Raw genomic sequence first — 22752 nt, forward strand, 5'->3', positions numbered from 1 at the left:
CTGTTTTGCTAAACTATGATATACTGATACTATAGATCTAAGTTTTACTACAAAATATAAAGCTCTTTGATTAGAGGTAAACCATTATGGACGAACAATATTACGAAAAACTACTAAATATAAAAACATCAGGAGAACAAAAAATCTTTAATGATTCAAGTCACTATTACAGATACGAACCAACATCCTACTATTCATTAGAAACATTGTCAAAGCACTATAAATTTACAGCAGAAGATAGTATAGTTGACTTTGGTTGTGGCAAAGGGAGGTTTAACTTTTATATAAATCACTTTTTTGGTTCCTCTGTTAAAGGGATAGAAATGAATAACTTCTTCTACAAGGAAGCTATTGAAAATAAAAAAAGCTATTTTCAGACAAATAAAAGCAAAAAGGATAATATTAATTTCTTAAACTGCTTTGCAGAAAGATATAATATTGATCCATCAGATAATAAATTCTACTTCTTTAATCCATTCTCTATGCAAATATTTGCAAAGGTAATAAAAAATATTTTAGTTTCAACGGAAGTGTATGAAAGGACAGTAGATGTTATACTATATTATCCATCAAGTGATTATATTTATTTTCTGAATACCAACTCCACCTTCTTACTTATAGATGAGATAAAAGTACCTAATATGTACGATAATGATCCCCGTCACTGTTTTTTAATTTATAGAGCAGGATATTATCAGTAACTTTCAGAAAGCGATAAGTATCACCTATAACGCTTTATTCATAGTTACTCACGGAATTGATAATGTCATTTGAATACACCAAAAGAAAGTTGCTCTTTTTGAAAATAATATCTATCGATTCATTTGAAAAATAAATTTTATTCTGAATATATTAACTACAAGGGTAGAATTTACTTAAAAACAGTTATAATAGCCTTCCCTCGAGCATAACCGCCACTAAGACACCTCACTGCTTCAGCGATTTCATGAAGCTGATAGTGCCTATCTATAACAGGCTTAACCTTACCGCTTGCAACTAACTCCATAACGAACTCCAAATCTTTTCTGTTTGGCTTTGCGACCAATGTGCATACCTTTTTATTGCCAATCGACATGAATGTGCCAGACACCAAGGATTTAAGCACCTGTAACAAAGCACCACCTACAACAACGCAAGCTCCACTTTTTACCACCAAACGTTTGTATGCCGTTAAAAATGGCTTCAGTTTATCGCTAGAACAAGGTTATATCTCTCACTTTCCCTAGTAAAGTCAATATCTTTATAGTTTATTACATGATTTGCTCCGAGTGAACTAACCAAGTCAACATTATTTCCACTACATACAGCAGTAACCTCTGCTCCAATTTAATAAACTACCCTTGCAGCTTCTAAACTATTCCATACAAGCTTTCCAGTATTTTTTGGCCTGTTGAGGTCTTAAAATACTTTTCTTTAATACTTTTAATAACTTCTGTTTCCAGTTTTTCTTCCTCAATATTGACCAAAAAATCCGCCTCAACCAGTATTTGAAAATCCATACCGTCAATTTTTTGATAGCTGTGATGATTTCCAATAAGGTGACACACTCTTTTTATAATGGTTTCTTCTATTTCATCAGAAGGAATTAACTCTACTGCTATAGCCGGTCCCTCCATTTCCTGATACTTGCCAGCCGACGAATTATACTTTCTTTCCGCTTCTTTTATGCCAATATCATGGAGAATGGCAGCCAATTCAACAACTACTCTATGTTTATCAGAAATCTGTTCATTTCCGCTTATAGCCTTTGCATAACCATATACTTTAAGAGCATGGTTTATTCTTTTCACATCATCACCAAAATAATATATCATTTTATTCAGCACCTTTGATATCACCATAACGCATCCTACCCCCTTCATTAGCTGGTATCAGGTATTCTAATTCAATCAAGCATTTTCATTTATATTAATTCATTCTAATAATTCTCAACTCAGTTTAACCATTATCTCCCTGAAGCTCTCCAAAGCTGCTTCAATATTCTCCACAATATCGTTTGCCAGTTCATCAGGGTCAGGTAGATTATCCAGATCAGCAAGGCTCTTGTCCTTTATCCAGGTGATATCAAGGCTTGTCTTATCCCTGTTTACAATATCCTCATAAGAAAATCTTCTCCATCTGCCTTCCGGATTTGTATCAGGCTTCCATGTTTCCTCTCTATCATGCCTGTTTTCTGGGTTATAGCACTTTATAAATTCATCCAGGTCATCAACCTTTAAAGGATTCTTTTTTAATGTAAAATGAATATTAGTTCTAAAGTCATAAATCCAAACTTCCTTTGTCCAAGGGTCTTTACTGGCTGGCTTGTTATCAAAGAAAATAACATTAGCCTTAACACCTGGTTTGTAGAATATTCCGGTTGGAAGCCTTAATATTGTGTGGAGCTCTGTAGTTTCAAGGAGTTTTTTTCTGACTGTCTCCCCAGCTCCGCCTTCAAAGAGCACATTGTCCGGTAATACAACAGCAGCTCTTCCATCAGATTTTAAGAGGGTACGAATATGCTGCACAAAATTTAGTTGCTTATTGCTTGTGGTAGCCCAGAAGTCCTGGCGATTGTAAGTCAGGTCATCAGTCTCCTGTTCTCCCTCTTCATTTGTAAAAGTCATGCTGCTTTTTTTACCAAAAGGCGGATTAGTGAGGACATAATCAACACGAAGTCCAGTATCCGCTATGAGTGAGTCTGCAGAAGAAATAAAGTTATCGCTGTCAATATCACCTATGTTATGCAAGAACATATTCATAAGAGCCAATCTTCTCGTATTTGCAACTATTTCATTACCGAAGAAGGTTTTATATTTCAGGAAATGCTTCTGCTCTTTATCCAAAGAATAGTTTTGCACAATATAGTCATAAGCTGCAAGCAAGAATCCTCCTGTTCCGCAGGCGGGGTCGGATATTGTCTTCATTGGCTCAGGTCTTAGGCACTTGACAATGCCTTTTATAAGTGGTCTTGGTGTAAAATACTGACCTGCACCGCTTTTTACGTCCTCCGCGTTTTTTTCCAAAAGCCCTTCATAAATCTGTCCCTTGATATCAGCCCCCATGGTGCTCCACTGCTCTTTATCAATCATATCTATGAGCTTTGAAAGCTTTGCCGGGTCCTGAATCTTGTTTTGTGATTTTGTAAAAATCTGCCCCAGTATTCCCTTGTTTTTCCCAAGCTCACGTAAAAGTTCATTATAGTGAACCTCAAGCTCTGCACCCTTAACCTCGGTAAGGCTGTCCCAGTTGTACTTTTCAGGTATGGGTAATGTCCTGTTGTAAGGCGGCTTTGAAAACTCATATGCCATTTTTAAAAACAGAAGATATGTAAGCTGTTCCAAGTAATCTCCATAGCCAACTCCATCATCCCTTAAGGTATTGCAAAAGCTCCATATTTTAGACACAACACTTGATGTGTTATTTTCACTCATTAGTCTCTCCCCCTGCCAAACTTGTAAAATTCTCTTCAATTTCTTCTATCGTAGGTAAGCTGCTCTTTAATTCTTCGGGAATTTCCTGCAGCAGCTTATATTCACTTACTCCCATTGGTTTTGTCATATCTTTTAACGCATATTCTGCAACCAGCTTATTCTTTTCCTTGCACAGGATTATTCCTATGGAAGGATTGTCATGATCTGTTTTTAATTTATTGTCAACAGCCGAAAGATAGAAATTAAGTTTACCTGCATATTCAGGCTTGAACTTTCCTGTCTTAAGCTCTATAACGACATAACATCTTAGCTTCGTATGGTAAAACAGCAAATCTATATAGAAATCTTCTCCACCAACTTCCAGGTGATATTGGTTTCCAATGAAAGCAAACCCTGTTCCAAGTTCTAAAAGAAATTTGGTAATCTTCTGAACCAATTGTCTTTCAATGTCCCTTTCATCCATTCCTTCCCTGAAGGATATGAAGTCAAAAATGTATGGGTCTTTTAAAGTTTCTGCTGCCAATTCACTTTGATTGGCTGGCATCAACGATTTAAAGTTTGTAGTTTTTTCAGCCACAGCCTGTCTTTGATATAGATTGGTTTCTATTTGATGAACCATTACATCACGCGACCAGCCATTTTCTATAACCTTTTGAATATACCAAGTTCTTTCTTTTGTATTTTCAACCTTTTCAAGCAATGTTATATTGTGATACCATGTAATTTGTGCAAGCACCTCTTGCACAAATTCTATTTCTTTATATTCCTCAGCGAACTTTCTCATATACTTTAAGTTTCTTGCTGAAAACCCCTTTAAATCTGGAAACTCAGAAGCTAAATCCTTTGCAAGCCTATCAATGATCTTGCTACCCCAACCTTCAATATTCTGATGCTTTAAAATTATATTACCTATATTCCAGTAACGAGTTATAAACTCTTTATTTGCGGCAAGAACAGCTCTATACCTGCCTTCTCTTATTTCAGATCTTATTTCCATAAGGATATTGGTATATTGGCTAAGTTCACTCATTTGACTGCTCCTTTAGCTTTTTTCTTTGTAGGTTTGGGAGTAGAATTTTGATTTTCTAACCGTATCCGCTCTAGAAGTTTTTCAGCAGGTTCGTCATTGGGGTCTTGGGGTACAAGCTTGCCTTCAAAGGCTTTTTTAAGGATGCTTTGACGAAGTGCTTCCGCTTGTGCCAAGCTCTTCTCTATAGCCTCTTCCATTTTGTCACAGACAGATAAGCGGGATTCAATTTCTTGGACTATTTTTTGTGCTACATGAACTTCTGGATAAGGAATTAAAACATCTCTAATGTCATCTAAACCAAGCCCCTTTTTAGTCGCACCTCTTTGATACTCTAATAGTCTTCTTCTGCCAGTTTCACTTTTTAGATACCAAGCTACAAACTTACTATATCTTGAATCATTTAATCGTACTACCGCAATATGCTGATTGATGTATGCTTCTCCAAAATTACTTGGTACAAGTCCAATGCTACCCAAATCAGCAGTTATAGATATCAGCAAATCTCCTTCTTGAAGTCTGCTTCTCAGTCCTTCTGCTTTCTCTGGCAATCTAACATACTGAACTTCCGACAGATCAATATCAATACCAACTCTAGTTAAATTCCCAATTCTTATAAATTTTGCCCCTTTGTCCGAATAGTACTGTGCCCAACCTCTTGAGCCACTTGTTATCAGAGATGATATTGACCTAACACTTTTTTCATTTTGTATACACATTTCTCCATCAAATGCCCATTTCAAAACAGCCTGACGATAAACCTTCAACTGCTGCTGTGCTGTTTTCAAGCTTTCCACACCTTTGTCAAGTTCGCTGAAAAGCTCCTCAATTTTGGATACTATGCGGTGTTGTTCTGATAAAGGCGGAATAAATATCTCTAAATTCTTTAAATCTTCTAGAGAAATGTTATTCATAGCACCTCCACGTGCCATTGATTTAGTTTTTGAGGCTACAAAAGACTCAAGCTGTAAAACTAAAAAACTTGGAAGTGTTATTCTTTTAACACCTTTTATTATTGCTAGTGCCTGATTTGTATTAGCTGGTAAATACTCTTTCCTTACAATGCATGTCTTACCAATTGTCCCAGCAATTGAAAACAATATATCATTTTCCTCAAGTATTGATTTCTTTTGACATAAATGTGCCTCCTCTGAAATATAGTCACTTATGCTGTATAAATCAACTCTCCCGAAGGAAACATTCTCAACTTTTATAAAATTAATACCTTCTTTGAGAAAATTATAGCCATAGGATGTAGGAGTAGCTCCCTTTGTTATTCTAGTAGCAACTTCCATCATTTTTTCAGAAACCCAACCTCTAGGCAAATCCTTTATTTCATTCATTCCTTTACGCCACCAATCCTTCATTCAACTCATCTATAATCTCATCCGTCTTATCTCCAAACAACTGCCACATCTTGCCCAAACCACCCTTTGCATCAAAGGGTGAATAGTCCAAATCATCCTTATCCAGATGAAATGACATGGCAATGTGATCCTTAATCATCCTGAGCCACTCCATCTGCTCTGGAGTAAACTTTAAAGCTCCTGCCTGCTTTTTAAACACCCAATCCTGGAAGTTCTTATCCACTGTTTTATCATACGGAGCCAATGCATCATCAATCCCAATTACCCTTCTCACCAAAGAAACCAGTGCAACAAGCTCATTCTTGGGATTACCACAATTCACATTGTCAAGCTGCTCATAGGCTTGCCATACACTAAACGGAGCTAGGGCAGGTTTTTCCAGCTTCAGATTTTCCAGCAGGTCCTTGATCATGGAATAGGTCAATTCCCTTCTTCGGTATGGTTGTCCGTAAAAAATCTGAAGTGCTATAATTTCATCTTTATGTTTCTCTATGTACGCCTTAAAATCTTCAACAATTTCTGTTGCTTTCTCCTTCGCCTTTGAATCCCATCCGGCAAACTCAACGACATCAGGATTAATTATATCAATTATCTGCTCATGAGCTTTTCTAACATTTTCAATATATGTATTCAATTCGCCTGTAAATGCCCTTGCAGCATCTTTTATAAGTTCCTGCTGAGCTTCCTCAAGTTGTGATGGCTCTGGAACATTTTCAGTGAAAATACCAAACTTTTTTCTTGCAGCAACATCAATTATATCAGGATCATAAGCATCCAGCAAAGCCTTAGTCACCTGTTTCAAACTTTTCCCTTGAGATTTCTCTCGGAATTGTTCCTTTTCCTTATCTGTCATCTGCTTTTCAAGCCTTATAAGTCTGTTTGCCAAGCTGGTATAAAGGTCTTCATCCCTAGCACCAACCGCAACAGCCCTCAAAAGGTCTTTCAAAGGAACTCCTGGTTTTCGCTCCAATGGCCTGCTGTCTGTCTTCAACGACTTTGTAACGCCGATTGCATCAATAATTACAAAATGGTCCTTTGTATATTGAGCCGAAGGAGTAACCTTCTTCAAGTCATCTAACGAAATGGTTCTCGTTCCTCTGCCCTTCATTTGTTCGAAATAATTCCTGCTCTTAACATCCCTCATAAATATGAGACATTCCAAAGGCTTCACATCAGTACCTGTTGCAATCATATCCACAGTAACTGCGATTCTTGGGTTATAGTCATTCCTAAACTGTGACAGCACAGATTTGGGATCTTCATCTGAATTATATGTAATCTTTTTACAAAAGGCATTTCCCTCATTAAATTCTTCCCTGACAATGTTTATAATATCATCCGCATGGCTGTCTGTCTTTGCAAATATAAGTGTCTTTGGCACTTCGGTACGATGTGGAAAAATTTCAGGAAGCTTCTCCTTAAAGGTTCTAATAATGGCCCGTATCTGATTGGGATTTACCACCTCATCGTCCAGCTTTTTAGCTGAATATGTTACATCCTCATCCAACTGCTCCCATCGCTTACGTCTTGTGAGCTTTTCTCTTTTGTCAACAAACTCACCTTTCCAAATGGCTGCACCCCTCTTAGTAATCTTCGTTTCAATGACATATACATTATGTCCAACATTAACACCATCAATTACAGCTTCCTCATGGGTATATTCACTCACAATATTTTGATTAAAAAACCCAAATGTCCTTTTATCAGGAGTTGCTGTAAGTCCTATCAAAAAACCGTCAAAATACTCTAAAACCTGTTTCCAAAGATTATAAATACTTCTATGACATTCATCTATAATTATAAAATCAAAAAACTCTATTGGAACTTTTTCATTATATATAACGGGTAGAGGTTCACGCTTTTCCCATTTTATTTCACCTGGGTTACATTCCTCAGCATCTTCTTCAAGCTCTTCTCCCTTAAGAATGGAATACATCCTCTGAATGGTACTGATACACACCTGACTATCAGTAGCTATATAGCTTGACTTTAGACGCTGGACATTATATAGCTCGGTAAATTTCCTATTATCATCGTTTGGTAAATAGGATAAAAACTCTTGCTCAGCCTGCTCTCCAAGGTTTTTAGTATCAACTAGAAATAGAATTCTTTTTGCATTGGCGTATCTTAAAAGCCTATATATAAAGGTTATGGCTGTAAATGTTTTACCTGATCCTGTTGCCATCTGTATAAGAGCCCTTGGTCTATTGTCTTTAAAAGATTTCTCAAGCTTTTTTATTGCTCTTATCTGACAATCACGGAGTCCTTCCTCAGGTAATACCTTGATATCAAGCAATCTTCCCCTTAATGGTTTCGCGTTCTTAAGCATATCCCGTAAAGTTTCCGGTCTATAAAATGTAAAAACCTCTTTTGCCCTTGGCTTTGGATCCCGGTAATCTGTAAAATGTGTTATTGTACCTGTACTTTCATAAACAAAAGGCAGCGGGTCATTTTTTAGGTATTTTAGCTTGCTGACTGCATATTCTAAAGACTGTTCCTCAACTGTAGTAATACGATGTCCTTCTTCTTCCTTCTTAGCTTCAATAACCCCTACAGGCTTTTGTTCAATAAACAAAATATAGTCAGCTATACCTGCATCTGTTTGATACTCCCGAACAGCTACTCCAGTGCCTGCGTACAGGTTAATCTGATTTTTGCTTTGAATAATCCATCCACAGCTAATTAGCTGTTTATCTATATTATCTCTGGCTCTTTGCTCCGGATTTTGATTCATCAAATCACCCCTAATTTTGAAATACTAAAATGATATGGTAATTATCAATCAAACTTGTATTGTAGCCATTCCTATACTTTCCACATTATCTCAACACTATTTTATTTGTTTTATGGTTAATATACAATATGTTTCAGTTGTTTTTCTTATTGCTTTCTGATTTTGTAAAGTAAGACTCAATAAAACAGCTACTTTGGGCTTAAAAGCTCCTTTAAGAATTTATTTCACTGGGAGCAGCTTGTGAAGAATGTTAAAGACATACTCAAGGTACAAATCAGAAGGCTTTCACTGGGTGAAAGAATCAAAATGGAGTTCAGTGCTCATGAATGGATGCAGATCGAGCAGTTGATAAATTAGCATTCCTATCCACTTATCTGGATTTTTTCCATCAGAAGCAAACACTTTTCTTTTTTAATCACTTTTGACGGAATCATTTGTATTGAGTCCTTGTAAATCTTCGCAATGAATTTTCCGATAATATGAAGTGAATAGTTCAGTAGTCAAGTTGCAGTCAAATAAGTACTTATTATTACTTTTTTCATATTCTAAAGGTCAATTGTGATCCTAGTAATCAATTTAATAAGGATTTTTGAAATTTAAATTGAAATTCATGCATAGCTTAATTGCGGGAAATGATTATGTAAAATCATTAATCAAAGGGATTAATTCTCAAAATATAGAAGAAAGGGAGTCAGAAGATTTTATGAAGCAAAAAATTAAAAGTCTTTTAAATAAAAAAACAAGCAACATAACAGCAAACGTGTTATTACTTTCATTACTGATAAACCTAATGTCCGCTATGGTTTTGCCAGCTTATGCAGTCAGTACTCCTACCGTGGACAGCTATATTAATTTCGGAAGCACAAATAGTCTTCCAATTAAATGGAGAGTTTTATCGGTTAATCAAAATATGGTAACGTTATATGCAGTTACATCTGTTGGCGATCAAGTAATGGGACAAGCAAATTGGATGGATTCAACTTTGAGGTCATGGCTTAATGGAGAATTTTATAATTCTGCATTTTCTGATAATGAAAAGAATGTAATACAAACATCCTCAATAACAACTGATGTTAATGGAACCTCAGTGAACACAACGGATAAGGTGTATATTCCTTCTACTTTAGATGTTTGTGGAAGCAACAGCGCAAATGGAGCAACCGTTCCAGTTACATTTCAAGTAGGTTCCCAATATTTTAGAAATTCAGGTATGTGGGGCAGCACTTTGCTGCCGTACTTTTCTGATAATAGCAAAATATGGTTCCACGACACTTATGCTACTCAAAAGCTTACTACTTATCCCATGATTCAGGTTAATTGCAGCTCTATGGTGCTTCAAGGAGATGGTTCAGAAGTAAGCCCCTATTATGTTACATTTGTTCCGACAGTGGAAAGTATCTCATCTCCGTCTTCCGTATATTCAGAAAGCTTATTATCCTTGACTACGCCAACGGTTAGTGATAACGGAAATGCTATTACATCACAAGGATGGCAATTGAGTTCCACTGACAGAACAACATGGACCGATTTTGATCCTGGCACACAGATATTTAGTGCTTCCCAAAACGGGTATTATATTAGATATTATGCTACAAATTCTTTGGGAACTGGGTATTCTAACGAGGTTACTATCACTGTCAATAAGTACGAAACTTCACTTGCGTTGTCTGTAAACCCTGTCTCACCTTCGGACTATCCAGCTGAAATAGAGTTAACAGCTACTCTTTCTAATGCGGACAGTCTTTCTAATAAGGCAATAGACTTTTACCTTGGAGATACAAAGCTTAATACAGCTGCTATTATGACTGATTCAAACGGAAAAGCTACTTATACATATACCTCAGCACAGGCAGCAAGCTATGTATTTAGTGCACACTACGCAGGAGACAATAAAAATAATGAAGCCTCATCAAATGACTTAAACTATACAATAAACAAAGGCACCCAAAGTGCTATTACTATAATTGATGCACCCATAACTAAAAATTTTGGTGATTCAAACTTTACACTGACCGCTTCGGGGGGAGCTGGTACAGGTGACTATAAATGGAGCATTAATAATGAGAAGAAATATAATGGAACGCCTGCAGTATCAGGTAGTATTGCAACCATTACTTCTGGTGGTATTGTTACTATAAATGGGGCAGGCTCGTTTACTATCAATGTATATCGCCAAGGTGATAATAACTATAACGACAGTGATGTAGTCACTACAGATATAACGGTAAATCAATCCATTAGTACTATTTCTATAATAGATAAAACAGTCACATACTCTAAAACGGCAGTAAACTACCAAGACTCTGATATAAATTTCAAAACAGGGTCAACTGGGGCAATAACCTTCACATACTATTCTGATAGCATTTGCACAACTAGTATTTCTGCACCAGTAGATGCAGGAACATACTATGTGGTGGCAAGTATTGAGCAGGATGAGAATTATTCCTCTGCAACAAGCAATATTGCAATTCTTACCATTGTAAAAAAGGATATTATCATTAGTAGTGTTGCTACCCAAAACAAACTTTATGGTACAATGGATCCAAAACTTAACTATACTTATGAGGGCAATATTGGGAATGAAACGCCTGCGTTCATAGGTTCGCTGTCAAGAGAAACAGGCGACAAAATAGGCGATTACGCCATTTCATTGGGTGATCTTTCACTTACTGACAATGGAGAGTTTAAGGCAAAAAACTATGCAATTGCTCTGGATAATAAACCTGCATATTTTCAAATTAAGGAGTATACGCCAGATGAAAGAGCCAATATTTCAGAACCGAATGGTACAAACGGCTGGTTTAACAGTAACGAAATTTCTCTAAATGCACCCTTGGGCTTTACAATATCACAAAGCAATGCCTTAACGGGGAACAGTTGGTCAGGTAGCATTGATATTGATAATACTGATGGTTTAGATAAAACTGTAACATATTATCTCAAAAATAATGCTGATGGAGCAATCTCAAATCAACTTACAAGTGATACCTATAAGGTAGACTGTACCCAACCCAAAGGCCAAATTGTGATGGGGACAAACAGATGGAGTCAGTTTCTTAATAAAATCACATTTGGCATATTCTTTAAAGAAACAAGAAATGTAACTATTACTACTGAAGATCAGCTTTCAGAAACAACAACTGAATACTTACAAACTGAAACAAGCTATAATGGGGAGTCAATTAAAAATGCAACGGGTTGGGTAACAGGTACAAGCTTTAATATAATGCCGAATTTTGCAGGATATATCTATGCAAAAATAACCAGCGGTGCTGGCCTGGTAACATACATAGACACGGATGGCATGGTTGGCTATACCGATTCACAACAGGCAACCGAAGAAATAAAATTTACTAAAACAAGCACTTCAGATGTAACTTCAAGGGTAATCTTAAATGGAAATACCATTAAAGATATCACTGATAGTAAAAAAACACTTGCAAATAGTACTGACTATACTGTTTTTGATGATACAATTACCTTTAAAGCAAGTTATCTTAATACACTTGAGGCAGGAAATCATACATTAACAGTAATTTATAACCCACAGGGCAAGGAATTTGTTAAAGGTACAGATAACCAAGAACCTGCAACAACTACTATTTCTTTGAGCGTTTCAAAGGCAACTGGCTCTATCACCAATATAAGTGATATTTCAAAGATTTATGACGGCAAAGGCGTTTTGGAACCTACCATTAGTAAACTGGGATCAGGCTCTGAAACGATTGAATACAAAGAGAAAGGGGCAGGAGATAATGCTTACACGACAACTGGGCCAGCTACAGTAGGAAATTACACTGTTCGTGTTACGGTGGGAGAAGATAATAATTATGAACAGGCAAGTGTCACAAAAGATTTTAACATAAGTTATCTATCGTTACCTGTAAATCCATATACTTTAACACCTGAACCCAATACAACGGGTTGGAGAAATACAGAGGTTTCTATTGTTCCTGCAAACACATATACAGTGGCAACAAGCCTTAATGGTACATATCAGAAAAGTATAAGAATTCCTGATTCGGTGACTAATTATATTATTTATCTAAAAAATTCAAGTGGCCAAATGACCGATGCAATAACTATTCAAGATATCAAGATTGACAGAGAAGTCCCCAGTGGTGAGATTTCAATTGATGAAAATAAATGGAATACTTTTCTTAATCAAATCACTTTTGGGTTGTTTTTTAAGGAAACAAAAAGTGTAAACATTACGGCAAAAGAACAAATATCAGGAACAACAACTGAGTACTTACAATCTGAAACAAGATACAATGCCGATACAATCAAAACTGCAAAAGGTTGGATAGCAGGGACAAGCTTTAATATTGCCCCCAAATTTGCAGGATATATCTATGCAAAAATAACCAGCGGTTCTGGGCTAGTATCATACATAGACACAATCGGCATTGTTAGTTATACCGATTCACAGCAGGCAACAGCAAATATCAGTTTTTCCAAAGCAAAAGGATCCGATGTAATGGCCAAGTTAAAATTAAATGGCAATACAATTAAACAGATCACAGATGGTACCAAAATACTTGTAAATGGCACTGATTATGATGTTTCTGGCGATATGATTACCTTTAAATTAAGCTATCTTGATACACTTGCTCTAGGAAATTATACCTTAACAATAAGCTATAATCCACAGGGTAAAGAGTATGACAATAGTCAGAATATAAACAATAAACCATTGGAAACACAAATCATGCTCCAAGTTACTAATGAATTAGATGAATTAAAAAAAATACACATTACGCCAATCAGCGTAGACTTTTTTGAAAATGAAAAAATACAAAAAAATGAGATTGCTTATACCATAGAAGGACTGCTTGCTGGGGAAGCTGCGGAAAATATTCTGGATTTATCAAAAATGATTTTACTAATTGATAACAATCCTATACTTAGTAATGACTTTACCCTAACTGAAGGGATACACTCAGTATCATTCTCTGGCGCTATGGCAAGCGGTTATGAAATAAGCTTTGAAACTGCCACTATCACTGTTCACAAAAAGCTAACTATAAATTTTGATGCTAATGGTGGTATTAATGTACCAAAACCTGTGAGTGCGCAATCGGGTCAATTGCTCAATATGCCTCAAAGTCCAATGAAGACAGGTAGTGCATTTATCGGTTGGACTCTAGATAAAACTACCAATAAATTATGGGATTTTGCTTATGATACAGTAACAACCGACGCGGTATTATATGCAGTATGGAGTAATGACCTATATTCTGTAGCAATAAAAAGTAATAATGGATCTCCAGACATTATTTATACTGGCGTTGCAAAATCTACATTTATAAACAAGCCTCAAGATCCAGAACTGAAAGGATATGGTTTTGTAGGATGGTATAGTAATCCTGAATTGACAATACCTTGGAACTTCTCAAAGAATCCAGTCACCAAAGATGTCAATATATATGCTAAATTTACGAGGGATACTTATACTGTAAATTTTGAGCTTTTCGGAAGTCTTGCACGCCAACCCATAACAGGTATTTATTATGACACATTAGTAAGACCAATTCCCACTGTCCCTGAAATTGAGGGAAAAATCTTTGCTGGGTGGTATTTAGATAAAAACTTAAGCCAATCTTTTGATTTTGCCTTTGATACAGTTAAAAGTGATATTACATTATACCCTAGGTGGGTAAATAAAACCTACACAGTATTTGGCGGTGTTGCAGATTCAAATGGGAATATTGTTCCGGATGTTAAAGTAAAAATTTCTTCAAATGGATCCCAGCTTGCAGAGACGACCACTGATAACAATGGGTTATTCAGGTTTATACAAGTTCCACAAGGTGATTATATCCTTACAGCTATCAGTAAGGATGGAAAGTCCAAAACACTAGATATCAGCGTTGTTAATAAAGATATTATGGAACTTGTGATGATACTGCCTCTGACAAATACAACCACTGTAGCACAAAAATCCAATAATGCAAGATATGTTGACATTAGAAATATGGATAATCTGCTCAATTCATCTCAAAAAAGTGTTTTCACTGTAACAGAGCAAAAGATATTAAGATCTGGTGGCAATGTCAAAGTCAATTCCATGGTTAAATCTTCTGATGAAATGCCAGCTGAAAAGCTTTCATCAGTCAATAATTTTGCCTCTAAAAGCGGATTAGTAACTGCTGAAAGTTACGATGTGTCTATTCAAAAATTGATTACAGATGTAAATGGAAATACTCAAACAGGATACATATCACAGACAGATAATACTTTAATGATAAAAATTCCGCTTACCGATAAGGCGAAAAACAAAAACAATTATTACATAATACGAGAACACAACGGACAAATGCAGACGATTACCACAACACCACAAAACGGTGAATACATAGAGTTAGCCAATGATTCTATTATTGTTCATGCTAAACGGTTTTCGTCTTTTACAGTGGCTTTTGATTCACAATACGCTCCGACTTGGGGGTGGTTACTGGTTGTTATCCCTTTGTTGTTAATTATCTGTTTGCTATATGTTAAGAATTTGGAATCCCAAAAGGGTGGTGATAAGTAATGGATGAGTTGCAAGTTAAATATTCTCAGCCAGAAAGTGTTTTAGACAACGATACCAATAGTTTCCCTGAAAAATATTCACACCCAAAGGAAGAAAACACGAGAAACATTGACGAAACAACGGTTCATCCTGAAACCAGAGATGAAAATTACAGCCCTCAACAAGCGGAAAAGGAAGAAAGTGATCGCAGTACCTTAAGAGAAAAAGTTCAATCTATTTCTGGAGTTTTTGCATCGGTAGCCATTACCGCTGTTACTGCCGTAGCTGTCACTTTCAGCGGCGCACCCGTTGTTAATGTATCCCAATTTGATATAAGTAGTAACTATGTTGAATATAAAGCCAATATCACTAATGAAACAGGCAATGATTTGGTGATAGGTATTTCAAACGACAGCTACTCCTACCAAAAAAAGTTGACTGATGGATTGATTAATGAAGCGGTAAAAGACTTGAAGCCAAATACACAATATACGTTTTCTATTAAATCTTTGGAGGGGTTAGAACGAACTTATTACTCAAAGACCTTTAAGACGACAAGAGACCCGACCGAGTATGATGCAAAAGTAACTGATATTAGGATAAACAGAGACAATGACAAAAATATGATTTATGTACAGTTTAACTTGTCAGATATCTATGTTTATTACAGTAATTTTATGTTGACGATTAAAAACCAAGATACTACAGTTTTCAACAAGAATATAAACATATCCGATACAATTCCAATCAGTCTTGAAAATCTTGACAGCCCTATGTATACCCTTGAGCTGACGGCAGATACAAAAAAACCAAGGGATATAACTGAAAAAATATACAATAAGGTAATTTATTCAGCAATTATAAAAAACTAAGGGGTGCTGATTATGTCTGAAGACAACAAAAAGAATGTTATAAAAACAATTTCACTTATTTTGAAAATTATGATTTATGCAGTGGTGGTTGGATTTATTATCCTGGGTGTTTTTGCGGAAAAAATCTTTGGACCTGATAATGTATTCACTGCCAATATAGGATCTATCTTTGCTATCAAAACCAATCTAGCAAATAAATTACCCGTCATTCTTAAATCAATTACTTATATTATATTAATTTATGCGGGTCAAAAGATTGTACGGATGATTTTTAATCTTATACTGAAAAAAAGCAAAAAGGGCGTAACAGTCATTAAGCTTTTAGACAGTTTTATAAAATACGCATGTGGTATAGCGGTTGTTTTTGTAGTTTTAAGCGCATTTGGTGTTGATACTGGTACATTGTTGGCAGGTGCTGGAATATTAGGCCTTGCAGTTGGCCTGGGTGCTCAAAGCTTAATAGAAGACATCATTGCCGGATTATTCTTGGTATTTGAAAAAACTTTCAATGTTGGCGATATTGTTGTAATTGGAGGTTTTCGCGGCACAGTAAAAGAAATTGGTATTCGAACAATAAAAATTGTTGATATAGGTGGGGATACCAAAATAATCAACAATTCAAAAGCTGGAGATATCATTAATATGACCAATCACTTATCTTTGGCTGTGTGTGATGTAGAAATCGAATATGGAGAGTCATTAGAGCGGGTAGAAAGTATTTTATCCGAAAATCTTCAATCAATTGGTTCCAGAATAGAAGGTATTGTTGAAGGACCGTTTTATAAAGGCATTGGAACTTTGGGTGCAAATGGTGTGGGTTTAAAAATCATTGCAAACTGTAGGGAATTAGACAAATTTCAGATCACCCGTGATTTAAACCGTGAAATAAAGTTGTTGTTTGATGAACATAACATATCTATTCCATTCCAGCACATTGTGGTAAATGACAATACTGTATTCCAAAAGGTTACAGAAAAGGAAAAGGAAAAGGCATTAAACTTTGTGCGTGCTCAAAAAGCTTTATCAAAGCATATGGAAGATGGAATGAATTAAGGTTGTTATTTTAAAGAACGAAGGTGAATGTTATCAATAAGCGAAAAAGCACAAATGATCTTTGGGTATTACTATTTCTAATTTTAACGATAGTTATGTTTTTGGTAGTAACCTATAAACCGCAACTTTTTTTGCCCATTTCTTCAGAGAAGTTGTTGTCTATGGTTTCGGTTGCTTTTTATACGGGTATAATCATTTATTTTGTTCAAAAAATTGCCTATATTGCAATCAACTATTTTGGGGCGAATGAAACGCTCTTGGGTTTTTTGGGGAATGTTGTAATATGTTTGCTGATTATAAACATGGTTTATGATATATTAGTGGCTTATGGTGTGGATGCAAAATCTTTAAAAGCAATCAGTGCAGTCTTGGCGGTGATGGTTGCGACTGCAAGCAAAAAAACCATTAAAAATATCCTTGCTGGCGTGTTTATTGCTGCGGAAGACGTAATTCATCCCTTTGATTTTATTGTAATCAAAAAATATGCTGGTATCGTCGTGGAGACAAATTTGTTTTATACGATGATTGAAGATGGAGATGAAAATCGTAAAAAAATAGAAAGTTGCAAGTTTACAAATTTTAATAACGCATCCTTTAATCCTAGCACTATTTTTTTAGATGCAAAAGTATCGGCCCAAATACCCATGAAAGAAATTGACGAGATTGTAAACAATGTGCTTTCTGATCCCGAAACCAAATATCCCCAGTTTACTGAAAAACCCCAATTTTTAGGTATTGAGAAATTCAAAGACGGAAAAATGTTTTTAAGGTTTATGGGAAGATGTAAGGGAAAGGACCGAAAAAAAGCAATTGTTAGTCTGACAATGCAATTACATAAAAACTTTATTGAAAAGGATAAGAATATATTTTTGCAACATGTGGAATATTGAGTGTTATAGATGTGAGTGATACCGTGTCAGTGAGCGGTGGGGAATTGAAATAATCAATTCCCTCCGACTCCATTGATAATTAAACATAACTGTAAACCTTTAACCAAAGTAGTTATGCAATTTCTTAATAACGTAGCAAAAGCCTTCTTAACTTAGTTATCAGTAAACCTGATGGCTGGATTAATTTTATATATTTTCTAGCAACCATTGTTCCACAACACCATAATCAGATGGGCTCATGAATGGATGCTCACTCTGTTCAGATACAGTTAGCCTACATTGAAATTTATCAGTAAATGATTGCAGGCTTTCAAGTGGCTGCAAATTGTCCTTGCCTCCATAAAGAATTGATGTAGCAAATAGCCATTTGGTAATTGGGTGTGTTTGAATATATTGATAATAATCCCATCGAAGAGTATCAATATCTGTAACTATTTCTTTTTCTTCTTCAAGCTGCTTTTCTGTTACACCTGACCACATCATCATATGTTCTACAAGCCATTTCATATCCACTATCGGTGACTGAAACAAACATTTATCAAAAGGTCTGTTAACATATGTATTCAATGAAAAATAAGCTCCCAGACTGCAAGCAAATAGTGATACTTGATTCCATTTGCCAAAAACATAATCTGCTATCACATTCAAATCATGCATTCCATTCCACACATCACATCTATATGCATTATCTGTTCTTTCACCATGCTCCGGAAGGTCAAAGCTGAGCGTTTGATAGCCTTCATTATCTGCAATTATTGCAAATTGTTCAGCGTATTCTTTTCTGCTCATTTTACCATGAACATGGATATATATTTTTTCAGACGTTTTTCCCCATAGGATTGCAGGAATACCATCAATACAAAGTATTTCTTTCTTCATTTCCAATTTTTCTCCCTTTTCACCATTTTTACTCATCTGATTTTTCTTTTCCGTTAGGAGACTTGATTCCCCGTCTCTTTTTATAATTCCATGGTCCTTCGGTCAATAATTTTATCGATGGCTAACTGTCATTTTACCATATTTCTAGAATGTTGGTTAGCCTATTTCACTGTTATTTTATCGATTACTAACCTGCCTCTCGGCTTCAGTAACCGAATAATGATGAAAAACCATAATATCAATGACTAATAACTGAAACAAGCGACCCTCTAAAATATTCGAAAATCGCTTGTTTCAAGCCTTTTTATGGTAAAACAAAACCATCTATTGATAAAATGCTTTTTATCATCAGATGGTTGTTTATTTGGCTAATCTTTAACTCAGTATTATTATTTAATTTCCGTTTTCCAAAGGCCATGAAGATTACAATATGCATATACAGCTATTGGTTTATCCTCTTCAAAGCTAAAGACGGCTCTTGGAGTATCACCAATTTTTAGGCATTTCCGTTGACCGCCGCACTCTGTTTCAACATATACAAAATCAATATGATGTGCTTCTTCCATGGGGTGAGAGATACTGCCAATTGCAACCTCAATCTTATTGCCTATAGCTGAGATAACAGGTAAATGCTTTTCAACCGAAGCTTCGACTGTGTTTGGAATCAGTTCATTCATTTTTTCACCACAGCAGATCATTGGAACGCCTTTATTCTCAATCATACCTATCAAATTTCCACAATGCTTGCAGACAAAGAATTTTTGTTTACTACACATAGCAATCCCTCCATAAATTTAGTAGTTTTCTTTTCTCACTTCAAAGAAGCTTTTTGGATGTGCGCAGACAGGACAAACCTCAGGAGCTTTCTTCCCCATTACAAGATGACCGCAGTTACGGCATTCCCACATGGTTTCTTCTGCTTTTTCAAATACCTTTTGCATTTCAATATTCTTAAGAAGCGCACGGTATCTTTCCTCGTGAGCCTTCTCTATTTTTGCAACCATTCTGAACTGAGCGGCAAGTGCAGTAAAGCCTTCTGCTTCTGCATCCTTTGCAAATCCTTCATACATATCAGTCCATTCATAGTTTTCACCTTCTGCTGCATGAAGAAGATTAGCCGCTGTGTCTCCGAGTTCACCAAGCGCCTTGAACCATAGTTTTGCGTGTTCTTTTTCATTGTTTGCGGTTTCTTCAAATATTGCTGCAATTTGCTCGTAGCCTTCTTTTTTTGCAACAGATGCAAAGTATGTGTACTTGTTCCTTGCCTGTGATTCACCAGCAAATGCCGCTGCAAGATTTTTCTCCGTTTTTGTTCCTTTAATATTCATGTTTTTTCTCCTTTATTTTCATTATTTATATCAATCCTTCTCCAGAATTTCCTTCTGAAGATTTTTACTAAGTGAAGCCAAAACTCCTAATTTATATTAATGCCCCTTTTTCTTTTCCTTCTTTTTTTCCTGCCTTTTTTCAAACTTAAGCTGATCCCACTCCTTACGTTTTTCCTTAGAGGTCTTTTTCTGTTCCTGTTTTCGAGCTTCATGCTCCAATTTTATTGCTTGCTGTGCTTTGGTGCCAATACCTGAATCCGAAGTTTCTTTCCTAACTTTTCGTTGAAGTCGCTTTGGGTTTATCCTTTTTTCTGATTCAAAGTCAACTCTAATAGGTCTGCTGAACTTAAGCTTATAATAGTTTTCAAGAACAAAAGCATAGACCTCGTAATCCTTTGGCTCAGCCCCAAAAACAACTCTTGAAGTTTCCAGCAAACCTTCGTCAATCCTTTCAAATACTCCAACCCAAAAAGGGTCATCAAAATAGACCGTCAATTTAGCATTCATTTTACTTCCTCCTGTAAGTTTACTTTCAAGAGAATGGACAACCCCAGGAGGGCAGGTTACTGACAGGATATCCTGCATCCGGACTACCAACCGGGAAGCATGGGCGAGCAGCAAGCTTAGCTTGCGACCAGCCCGGATCGTGTTTTTATCTCTCTACATTAATTATAGCTAATTTTACCTGAATAAGTCAAAAATTCCTTTAGTCAAAGCACTGCTATAATCTGTCTCGAAATATCTTTATGTAAAAAGTTTTGTCTCTATGATTCTCTCACTTATTCACGTTTTCCTGCTCATTTTGTATTTAAATTTGAATTTCCATTCCTGTTGCCAGATATTTAATATTTTCATTCATAGCTTTTTTCAAAATTGAGTATGCCTCAAGTCCTGTACAATGGCATGTGTAATAATCAGAACCTGTTGAATTGAGCTTTTTGGCAATATCTTCGACTAATTCAGCCGCTTCAGGTATTTGCGTGTTTGGGTTATACAAATGAAATCCGCTTATAATCAGATCCATATCTCTACCTTTAAGAGATGTCGCATGATTAACTATGTTGACTATCCCTTTATGTGCACACCCTGCTATTAAATACTGCTTGCCGCCTTCAGTTATAATCAGGCTTTGTTCATGTTCAAAGGTATCCTCTTTAATACCTTCTTCAGTTTCCATCAATAAGGTTTTATTTGACAGGGAAAAAAGCTTATTCCCTTTAACCCCTGCAAATAATTCCAGCTCATCATCAATTTTCAGGTATCCGATATTAAAAACCAATCTATCATTTGATTTTAACGCTTCATCCAATCCAATATTGTCTCTTGTGTCCTCTGTTCTCAAGGAATAATGTTTGTCAAAAGCTTTTTCCTGTAAATATATTTTTGCCTTATCATTTATTTTTAAGAATTCCGAAAGTCCACCACCATGATCATAATGCCCATGGGATATAATTACAGTATCTACCTGTAACAAGTCAATCTTCATTTTGGCCGCATTTTCGATAAATAAGTCCTTCTGCCCCAAATCAAACAAAAGCTTATGCGCTTTGGTTTCAATGTATAAACTAAGGCCATGTTCGCACTTGTAATTATCTGATATTGATGTGTTTTCAACCAGAGTTTTTACAATCATAAATAACAAATTTCCTTTCGAATAGATATAAAATCAGCAATCATTTAAATTTCTGCATTCATTCGTTCAGCAATTTTAATTTCATCCCTTGTGGCAACTAGTTTTTTTCACCTTTCAGTAAATGCCTAACAATCCTTCCATGCTGGCAACTTCGCCATCATTCCTATTGCTGCTTTCTGTGCTGCCTTCTCATCTAACCCCTGAGTTTTAATTATAAACCCTGTCATCCCCTTCAACTTTTCATCATAATTTTGCATTGTACCGTCAGGCTTTGTACAGTATTTGCAATATTCCTTACTTTCATCACCCATAGCAAAATCTTCTTTTGTTTTCATTGGCATACCACATGCAATACATGTCTTCATATTTATTAACCCCTTTCTATTTTGAAATCAGATTTATAAAGTGGTCGATTAGTTGTTTGCCGTAACTTTCTAAAACCGAACCTTCAGGTGTAAATAAATCGCTGTTGACTAAGTAGTGATGTACCAGTCCTATCCATGTATTAAAAAGAAGAGCAACAGGCATTGAACGTATTTTACCAGCTTCCATCTCCCGATCAGCGACTTGGCTAATATGAAATGAAATAGCAGACTGTATCATAATTAATGAATTCCGTGAGCTTTCATTCAGTAATCTGCCTTCTGAAGCTAAGCGTGTATAAAACCCCTCATGCTCACTTAATCCTTTAACATGAGCTTCAAGTACCTCCTTGATACCACAGTTCTCACTCACAAGTTCATGAAGCCGCTTGGTAATGCGCATGCCGAATTCCTCAATTACAGCATCCAAGAGAATCTCGCGAGTGGGGAAATGGACAAATATCGTTCCGTGGGATACTTTTGCAGCAATTGCAATATCCGAAGTCCTCGCCGTTGTCAGACCCTCCTTAGCAAATTGGTTAAGTGCCACGTCGATAATAAGCTGCTTTGTATTCTCCTTCTGTTGTTGTCTTTGCGACTTTATCATTTCACTTACTCCCAACTCATTGAGTATATACTCATTATAAATAAACTTGGGATCACTGTCAATATGG

At 36.0% G+C, this 22752-nt stretch carries 18 protein-coding genes; 5 read left to right on the forward strand and 13 right to left on the reverse strand.

From position 1 onward, the window contains the following. Positions 1–86 precede the first annotated feature (86 nt). Positions 87–701 (forward strand): class I SAM-dependent methyltransferase, encoded by a 615-nt coding sequence (locus tag ACECE_RS0203900; protein ID WP_010244337.1) that lies wholly within the window; start codon positions 87–89, stop codon positions 699–701. A gap of 170 nt (positions 702–871) precedes the next feature. Here the strand turns inward: ACECE_RS0203900 and ACECE_RS29015 are convergent, their stop codons facing one another. From ACECE_RS29015 to ACECE_RS0203930, 6 genes are all read right to left on the reverse strand, one after another. Then, positions 872–1186: a zinc-binding dehydrogenase gene (locus ACECE_RS29015; protein WP_083878407.1), complete on the reverse strand. Its 315-nt coding sequence runs from the start codon at positions 1184–1186 to the stop codon at positions 872–874. A gap of 163 nt (positions 1187–1349) precedes the next feature. Then, positions 1350–1841, reverse strand: coding sequence for an HD domain-containing protein (locus tag ACECE_RS0203910; RefSeq protein WP_010244343.1), 492 nt, complete (start codon positions 1839–1841; stop codon positions 1350–1352). A gap of 87 nt (positions 1842–1928) precedes the next feature. Then, positions 1929–3413 (reverse strand): type I restriction-modification system subunit M, encoded by a 1485-nt coding sequence (locus tag ACECE_RS0203915; RefSeq protein ID WP_010244346.1) that lies wholly within the window; start codon positions 3411–3413, stop codon positions 1929–1931. After that, the gene (locus ACECE_RS0203920; RefSeq protein WP_010244348.1) at positions 3406–4443 is read right to left on the reverse strand and encodes a PDDEXK nuclease domain-containing protein; all 1038 of its coding nucleotides are present in this window, start codon (positions 4441–4443) and stop codon (positions 3406–3408) included. Before ACECE_RS0203920 ends, ACECE_RS0203915 begins: the two co-directional genes overlap by 8 nt. Further along, positions 4440–5783, reverse strand: a complete 1344-nt coding sequence (locus tag ACECE_RS29020) for a restriction endonuclease subunit S (RefSeq protein WP_010244350.1) — start codon at positions 5781–5783, stop codon at positions 4440–4442. The genes ACECE_RS0203920 and ACECE_RS29020 overlap by 4 nt, the downstream gene beginning before the upstream one ends. 4 nt (positions 5784–5787) lie before the next feature. Beyond that, positions 5788–8541: a type I restriction endonuclease subunit R gene (locus ACECE_RS0203930; RefSeq protein WP_010244352.1), complete on the reverse strand. Its 2754-nt coding sequence runs from the start codon at positions 8539–8541 to the stop codon at positions 5788–5790. Positions 8542–9244: 703 nt separating this feature from the next. Here ACECE_RS0203930 and ACECE_RS0203940 point away from each other — a divergent pair. The 4 genes from ACECE_RS0203940 to ACECE_RS0203955 all read left to right on the forward strand — a co-directional run bounded on the left by ACECE_RS0203940 (position 9245) and on the right by ACECE_RS0203955 (position 17876). Continuing rightward, a complete protein-coding gene (locus ACECE_RS0203940) occupies positions 9245–15082 on the forward strand; it encodes a X2-like carbohydrate binding domain-containing protein (RefSeq protein WP_162862476.1) in 5838 nt (1945 codons plus the stop codon). Further along, positions 15082–15933, forward strand: coding sequence for a hypothetical protein (locus tag ACECE_RS0203945; RefSeq protein WP_010244360.1), 852 nt, complete (start codon positions 15082–15084; stop codon positions 15931–15933). Before ACECE_RS0203940 ends, ACECE_RS0203945 begins: the two co-directional genes overlap by 1 nt. Positions 15934–15945: 12 nt before the next feature. Beyond that, entirely contained in the window at positions 15946–16986 is a 1041-nt protein-coding gene (locus ACECE_RS0203950) for a mechanosensitive ion channel family protein (RefSeq protein WP_010244365.1), read from the forward strand. Positions 16987–17081: 95 nt separating this feature from the next. Beyond that, positions 17082–17876, forward strand: a complete 795-nt coding sequence (locus ACECE_RS0203955; protein WP_162862477.1) for a mechanosensitive ion channel domain-containing protein — start codon at positions 17082–17084, stop codon at positions 17874–17876. Between the two features lie 186 nt (positions 17877–18062). Here the strand turns inward: ACECE_RS0203955 and ACECE_RS0203960 are convergent, their stop codons facing one another. From ACECE_RS0203960 to ACECE_RS0203990, 7 genes are all read right to left on the reverse strand, one after another. Continuing rightward, complete coding sequence (locus ACECE_RS0203960; protein WP_010244370.1) at positions 18063–18791, reverse strand: alpha/beta hydrolase; 729 nt, start codon at positions 18789–18791, stop codon at positions 18063–18065. Between the two features lie 353 nt (positions 18792–19144). Further along, positions 19145–19531, reverse strand: coding sequence for a desulfoferrodoxin family protein (locus ACECE_RS0203965; RefSeq protein ID WP_010244373.1), 387 nt, complete (start codon positions 19529–19531; stop codon positions 19145–19147). A gap of 18 nt (positions 19532–19549) precedes the next feature. Then, entirely contained in the window at positions 19550–20083 is a 534-nt protein-coding gene (rbr, locus tag ACECE_RS0203970; protein ID WP_010244376.1) for a rubrerythrin, read from the reverse strand. A gap of 96 nt (positions 20084–20179) precedes the next feature. After that, complete coding sequence (locus ACECE_RS0203975; RefSeq protein WP_010244378.1) at positions 20180–20590, reverse strand: YjdF family protein; 411 nt, start codon at positions 20588–20590, stop codon at positions 20180–20182. 301 nt (positions 20591–20891) lie between these two features. Next, positions 20892–21716 carry an MBL fold metallo-hydrolase gene (locus tag ACECE_RS0203980; protein ID WP_010244381.1) on the reverse strand — a complete coding sequence of 275 codons (825 nt, stop codon included), beginning with the start codon at positions 21714–21716 and terminating at the stop codon, positions 20892–20894. Between the two features lie 125 nt (positions 21717–21841). After that, positions 21842–22081: a zinc ribbon domain-containing protein gene (locus ACECE_RS0203985; RefSeq protein ID WP_010244384.1), complete on the reverse strand. Its 240-nt coding sequence runs from the start codon at positions 22079–22081 to the stop codon at positions 21842–21844. Between the two features lie 16 nt (positions 22082–22097). Then, the gene (locus ACECE_RS0203990) at positions 22098–22685 is read right to left on the reverse strand and encodes a TetR/AcrR family transcriptional regulator (protein ID WP_010244388.1); all 588 of its coding nucleotides are present in this window, start codon (positions 22683–22685) and stop codon (positions 22098–22100) included. Positions 22686–22752 lie beyond the last annotated feature (67 nt).

It is taken from the genome of Acetivibrio cellulolyticus CD2 (genome assembly GCF_000179595.2).
Lineage (GTDB): Bacteria > Bacillota > Clostridia > Acetivibrionales > Acetivibrionaceae > Acetivibrio > Acetivibrio cellulolyticus.